The sequence below is a fragment of the uncultured Thiodictyon sp. genome, from assembly GCA_903837595.1.
Classification (GTDB): domain Bacteria; phylum Pseudomonadota; class Gammaproteobacteria; order Chromatiales; family Chromatiaceae; genus Thiodictyon.
In genome coordinates, this window is sequence record CAILVI010000458.1 from 1 (window position 1) to 6557 (window position 6557).

The window sequence follows — 6557 nt, forward strand, 5'->3', positions numbered from 1 at the left end:
CTTTCGCCAGGAGGAGGAGGCATTTATAGCAAGAAATGTACTGAGGCTATAGAAAGGAAGATAAATTGTTCAGTCGTCTCTTCTTGTTATGACACTAACTCAAGACATCACGTGAAGTGTCCTGATAGTATTGCCATTGGCGCATCCGGCGGTGCTTCCTTAAAGCGTTTTTTTTATTTATGGAAAGGCTTTCCAAAATTTGAAGGTGTTATTTATACCCCCACGCACCATGGTCTGCTAGGTCGCGATAATCAGATAGTCACCATTCTTGATCTTATCCCATTGAGATTTCCATCGCAGTATAGATTTGCGTATTATTATTTCAAGTATCTCTTGCCAAGTATCATGAAAAAATCATTGGCGGTATTTACGATATCAAATTCGGTTAAATACGAAATAGCTGAATATTATAAATACCCGCTTGAAAAGATATATGTTGTACCTTGCGGAGTAGATCAGGAAAAGTTCTGTCCATCCGCTACTAGACGGATATTAAATAAGCCATACTTATTGGTTATTGGCGCAGCGTCTTATCATAAGAATACCCATGAAATATTTATTAACTCTGACAAGTGGAAAGCCAAGTATCGTCTTAAAATAATAGGCTCACCGTTAAACGGGAAATATCGAGAATATTTGCAAAAGGTAGTTGAAAAATATGGATTGCAAGAAGCTGTCGAATTTCTTGGATATCTTTCAGACATCGAAATGATTGGATTAATGCAAGACTGTGAAGCGCTTGTGTATCCTTCGCTCTGTGAAGGATTTGGGATGCCACCGCTTGAAGTCATGGCTTGTGGTCGCCCTGTCATAGTTTCTGACATACCTGTTCATAAAGAGTTGTGTGGCGATGTTCCAATTTATATTACTCCTGGAAATCAGCAGAGCTGGGGAAATGCTTTTTCGCGTCTTGAAGATCATTTATTTATAGCAGATAGGATCGCGAAAGGCCTAAATCAGATAAAACCCTATACCTGGCAGAAAAGCGGTGAGATTTTAATTGATACCTTGTTGCACTTAATTCCAGATCTGGCAGAAGGAGTGAAAAACTCATGAAGATGACGGTTCCGATTCTGCCCTTTTTCGCGACATATCATAGGCTATATTGCCTGGCATTAATTGCTCAATCTAATGCTTTGCAAAGGAATAGTGAGTAGCCTCCAGATTCCATTCGCTTGTGATACATTGCTGGAGTTTATCAAGGGTGACCCGGGACGCGCCGCGTCAGGCAGCGCTCCCAGCTCCAGGAATGCGGGTTCGCCCACTGCCGCCAGCGCCGCGCCCGGTGCGCCCGCGGCCTAGCGCGTGCGCCAAGTGTAGAAAGTCGCTGTGCCGATCCCCTCGGGCCGGCAAAACGCCGACACTCCCAGCGGCCGGCGCTCGCCACGGTTGATCACGGCTTGCCATTGCGCTTTTCGGTCATCCCCTGATGGGGGCCATTGTCGGGATCGGCGGCGGGCGGGGAAGAACGCCGCGGGCCTACCGGTTACACTCATATGCACATCCTTGCGCAAATATTTCAGCAGGTTAAACTACGTCACGCAAGATCCAACCGCTCTATCCAGGTTCACGGTAAGCGCAAAATCAGCAGCGCGTATTGGTGATAATTGTCGAGCCAATGTCGTCGTCGAAAAATACGCTCCAGACGGTCCGTAAGGCCAATGATGGGATTCGCCGGCGATCGGGGCATCAGGATCGACGTGAGCATCGCAGCAGGGCTCGTAAACATGCCGAAGAACAGCGTTTCGCTCTGCATGCCCGCAGAGACCGTGTTTAGGTCAGAACGGGTCAGCGGGCGCTCGTCGATCGTTCGAGCAGAGGGCGTTATCGCCCGAAACAGCCGCAGCAGCGGATTATCGGCCAGCGGCTCCAGGAAGACGGCACGTCCACCTGGCCGAAGCACACGCCGGATCTCCTCCATTGCGGTACCGAGATCCAGGTGGTGGAGAATACCGCGACCGATCACCCAGTCGAAACTGTCGTCGGCATACGTCAGTGCGTGCGCGTCCATGACTTCAAAGCAGAATCGCTCGGGTGGGTAGCACGCCTCTTTGCAACGCGCCGCAGCCTCCGCGACATAGGTTGCGGATATATCGATGCCCTTGACCTGCCGCGCGCCCGCCTTGAGGTATTGCAGCGACATTTGTCCGCGTCCGCAACCGTAGTCAAGCACGCGCGCGTCGCGCATCTGTTCGATGAGAGCCACTTGGCGGGCCTCCATTTCCAAATAGCCAGGCGTTTTCACAACGTGCGAAAAGCGATCCTTCAAGGCTTGTGAGTGCGCAAGAACATCGTCCACCTCGTGCGCTTGGCGTTCGCGTTCGACGCGATCGTGGAGGGCTGTTGGTTGGCTCATGATAGTCAAGGCTCTGAGTCTAGTAAAACACGGTGGAGCGTACTGGGCGATCGCGTAGCATCTTGGATGGTGACGAAGGCGATGTCGGTCTAGCGAACACTCATTCCACTCGCCTGGACGACGGCTTGACGGCGGAATAACAGGTCGGCCTGGATACGAGCACCGTGGTAGACCTGTTCATTGAAGTGCCCCGCATCGCGGAATCCGGCTGACGTGAGGAAGGTCGCGACGTCATCATGCAAGGCTTGACCCTCGTAGAGCTCGGCGTAGGAGACCTCGACATAGATGGCGTCGATCTCGTCGAGCAGACCAGCGGCGCCGCGCAGGACCTCGAGCTCATACCCTTGGACGTCGATCTTGAGCAGACTGGGCCGCTGGAGCGGTACACTCAGGCAGGCGTCGAGGCGCTCGATCGGCACCGCAAGCGTACCGCACTCATCCATCTGGAAGATCGCCTTCTGTTGGGTACCCAAGGGCAGCAGCGAGGAGGAGTCCGCCCGGGTGGCAAGGTGAAGCTGACCAGTCGTGCCAGTGGCGCCGAGTGCGCAGGCGTGGATCTCGGCACGGCCCTGCGTGACGCAACCGAGGATGGCGCGGGGCTGCGGCAAGGGCTCGAAACAGATCAGCCGTGCGCGGGGCCAACGTGTCAGGGCATAGGTCGCGAACTGACCTTTGTTCGCACCCACGTCAATGACCGTGGCGAAGTCATCCTGTCCGAGTGCGGCATCGTGCTCGACCGTGGCCGCAACGCCGTGGCGCAGGGCGGGCCAGTATCGTCGATTCACTAGCAATTGGAGGTACTTAAGCAGCCTTGGTGCCATGATTGTCAGCCTGATCAGCGCTCAGAGCACTTGGTCGGCCATCTTCACCTGCATGGTTAGCGCACCGCGATCTGCGGCGGGGCTGAAAAATAACGCACTGGCACTCGGTTTACAAGCAAAAAGAGGCGGGGCGCTGCCGGTGAGCCGGCACCGCGGGCGACCGACGGGAACCTTGCCAGCCCAGCGCCAGACCACAGGCCGGCCTTGATCATCGCCCGCCCGCCTTGCCCTTGAGCAGCGCATCCGGATGGCGCTCCAGATAGTCCGCCATGAGCCGCAGTGAGCGCGCCGCTGCACTCAACTCCTGGAACATCTTTTGCGACTCGATATACAAGGGCGAGCTCTCGGCGACGACCTCGCGGGCCTTGTTCATCGTGGCCGTCGTCGCGAGCAGGGTCGCTTTGATGTCAGGTGCAATCTCGACATTGAGCCGCTCCGCGGTCTGGCGCAAGGCAGCCAAGGCCGCCGCGGTCTCGGCGATCACGCCCTTGAGCTCTTTGGAGCCGATGACCGCGTTGGCGTTGGCCGCCGCCGCGGCCACATCCCGGCCGATCTGCTCAATCGGCAGGGCATCGAGCTTATCGAGGATGCTGGTCGCCCGAGTGGCCAGGGCCTCCAACGGGGTCGGCACGGTCGGCAGCACCAGATAGTCCCCGTGCCGCCCGATCGGCTCCGGCGCCGCCTTGGGATAGAAGTCCAGGTCCACATAGATCTCGCCGGTCAGCAGGTTGCTGGACTTGAGCTGACCGCGCAACCCGTTGGCGACCAGGCGCTCAACCACGGCGATCCGGTCGTTCTGACCGGGTTCACCAAGCACCCGGATACGCTCCGGCTCGACCTCGACCAAGACCGGGATCTGGAACTCGAAGTCCTCAACGTTGAAGTTCAACTGTACGTCCAGCACCTGACCGATGGCGATCCCCCGCAGCATTACCGGCGCACCCACTGCCAGGCCATTCACTGAACCCTTGAAGTACAACAGATACTGATCTTTGTGTGCATAGGTCTTGGCATGGGCCTCGGCCCGACCCTGATAGAGTGGAAAAACGTCCCTGGCCCGCGCCGGCTGACGTTCCCCGTCGATGGTCTCCGGGGTATCGAAGGCCACGCCACCGATCAGCACCGACAGGAGCGACTGGGTATCCACCCGGACCCCAGTGGTGGAAATCGCCACGTCCACGCCGCTGGCATTCCAGAAGCGCGTGTCGGTGTGGACGAGTCGATCGTGGGGGGCAGAGATGAACAGCTCGATACTCACCGCGTGACCGTCCGCGTCCAACTCGTAACCCACCACCTGCCCCACCTCGATCTGCCGATAATAGACGGGGGAGCCGAGGTTCAGCGATCCCAGGGTCGGCGCACTCAGCACGAAGCGCTTGCCCGGCTCCGAGGTGGTAAAGAGCGGCGGTTCCTCCAGCCCCCGGAAACGGCGTGCCGACTCCCCCTCGATCACCGGATCGATGGCAATATAAGGCCCCGACAGCAGGGTATCGAGCCCGGACACCCGGCTGGCGGTGACCCGCGCGCGCTCCACCCAGAAGCGGGTGTGCGTCGTCAGATAGGGGGCGGAGCCATACGTGAGTTGGGCGGTCACCACGATGGACTTCAGATCCGGACTCACATCAATGGCGGTCACCGCCCCCAACTCCACCTCCTTAAACTTGACCTTGGTCTTGCCGGGCAGCAGCCCGGCCGCTGAGGCAAACTGAATCTGGATGGTCGGACCCTGCTCGGAGAAGGTCTTATAGGCGAGCCAACCGCCGATGGCCAGGGCCACCACCGGGATCAACCAGACGATCGAGAGCCGCACCGGCGGCACCCGCACCGCCTGCGGCAACGCGCCATCCGACCACTCCTCAGACCGGCCGGTCGCCGCGAGGAAGCGGTCCGGGGTTGGCTCCGGGGGCGGGTCTGGGGATACCCCGAGCGCGGTCTCTGACATGATCCTGCCCTTGGTGCGATACCGGGTCCTGATCCAGAACATCCCAGATCAGCCGGGGATCGAATGACATGGCGGCGAACATGGTAAGAACCACGACCGCACAGAAAAAAATAGCCCCCGACTCCGCCTCGACGCTCGCCAGGTTACCCAGGCGCACCAGGGCCACCAGGATAGTGACCACAAAGACGTCGACCATGGACCAGCGGCCGATGGTCTCGGTGATCCGGTAGAGCCTGCTGCGCTCCTGCGGGCGCCACGCCGAGCGCACCCCAACCGAGATCAAGAGGATGGTCAGGGTCAGTATTTTGAGCAAGGGCACGACGATGCTGGCGACGAAAACGATCACTGCCAGCGGCCACATGCCATGGGTGAGGAGGTAGATCGCCCCACTCCAGATGGTATCCGATTGACTGCTCCCAAGCGACGTGACCGTCATGATCGGCAGCAGATTGGCCGGCAGGTAGAGGATCACCGCGGCCGCGACCAGCGCCCAGGTCCGCTGGAGACTCTCGGGCTTACGCGCACGCAAGACCGCGGTGCAGCGAGGGCAGCGCAGTCGGTGGCCCGCACGCCGCGCTGCGGGGCGCGCAACCACCAAGCCGCAGACCGCGCAGGCGAGGAGATCGTGACCGGGGCTGCGGGGATGCGCCGCCACGCCCGGCGCCAGTGGCACCCGCGACCACACGAGATCCGGGTCCAAGACCGCCTGGGCGGCGGCCAGGACCAGGATCAGGGCGGCGAAGGCGAACAGTGAAACACCCGGGACGATGGTCGCCATCTGTGACAACTTCACCACCGACACCAGGATGCCCAGCATGAAGACATCCATCATGCCCCAGGGGGCCAGGGTGCGGACATGGCGGAACAGGGTCGGCAGCCAAGTCGGCATCCGGCCGCGGCTCAGCGGTATCAGCACCACCAACAGCAGGCTCAACTGCAGGCCGGGCGCCAGCACGCTGGTGAAGGCTACCACCAGGGCAATCTCCCACTTGCCCTGGTCATAGAGGTTGAGGATGCCGCTGGCGAGCGTCGCCTGCGTCTCCTGCTCCTGCATCGAGAACGACAGGAAGGGCCATGCGTTAGCGATCACGAACAGCGCCAGCGCCGCAACGGTGAGGGCGAGCGTGCGGTTCAGACTGTCGGGACGATCACGATGCAGCACGCGGGCGCAACGGATGCACTGGCTCGCCCCGCCGGGCGGCAGTGGCGGGTTGCGCTGTAGCAGGCCGCATTCCGGGCATTCGGTGAGAGGGTCGGGCATCGGTCAGTGGTCACTCAAAGCAGACAGGACGCGGCGCACGCGCCCCGACGTTAAGCGATACACTTCGCACCAAGTCGCTTCTCGTGTCCCAACACCTTCCAGCCCAGAATGAACCGTCGCATGTAGAGGTTGCTCAACAGCGGTGAAATCGGCGCCCCTTGCGGGCTGCCGCGCTTC

The 6557-nt window shown here is 59.5% G+C and carries 5 protein-coding genes; 1 reads left to right on the forward strand and 4 read right to left on the reverse strand.

The genetic code is table 11. From position 1 onward, the window contains the following. Positions 1–1056, forward strand: a 1056-nt coding sequence (locus tag QZY44_RS27375) for a glycosyltransferase family 1 protein (protein WP_295455551.1), incomplete at its 5' end; no start/stop codon positions are given. Positions 1057–1567: 511 nt separating this feature from the next. On the opposite strand, the gene QZY44_RS27380 is transcribed toward QZY44_RS27375, so the two are convergent. From QZY44_RS27380 to QZY44_RS27395, 4 genes are all read right to left on the reverse strand, one after another. Further along, positions 1568–2356: a class I SAM-dependent methyltransferase gene (locus QZY44_RS27380; RefSeq protein ID WP_295455554.1), complete on the reverse strand. Its 789-nt coding sequence runs from the start codon at positions 2354–2356 to the stop codon at positions 1568–1570. Positions 2357–2445: 89 nt separating this feature from the next. Continuing rightward, the gene (locus QZY44_RS27385; RefSeq protein WP_295455556.1) at positions 2446–3177 is read right to left on the reverse strand and encodes an FkbM family methyltransferase; all 732 of its coding nucleotides are present in this window, start codon (positions 3175–3177) and stop codon (positions 2446–2448) included. 208 nt (positions 3178–3385) lie between these two features. After that, the gene (locus QZY44_RS27390; RefSeq protein ID WP_295455559.1) at positions 3386–5119 is read right to left on the reverse strand and encodes an MlaD family protein; all 1734 of its coding nucleotides are present in this window, start codon (positions 5117–5119) and stop codon (positions 3386–3388) included. Beyond that, the gene (locus QZY44_RS27395; protein ID WP_295455561.1) at positions 5034–6380 is read right to left on the reverse strand and encodes a paraquat-inducible protein A; all 1347 of its coding nucleotides are present in this window, start codon (positions 6378–6380) and stop codon (positions 5034–5036) included. The genes QZY44_RS27390 and QZY44_RS27395 overlap by 86 nt, the downstream gene beginning before the upstream one ends. Between the last annotated feature and the right edge of the window lie 177 nt (positions 6381–6557).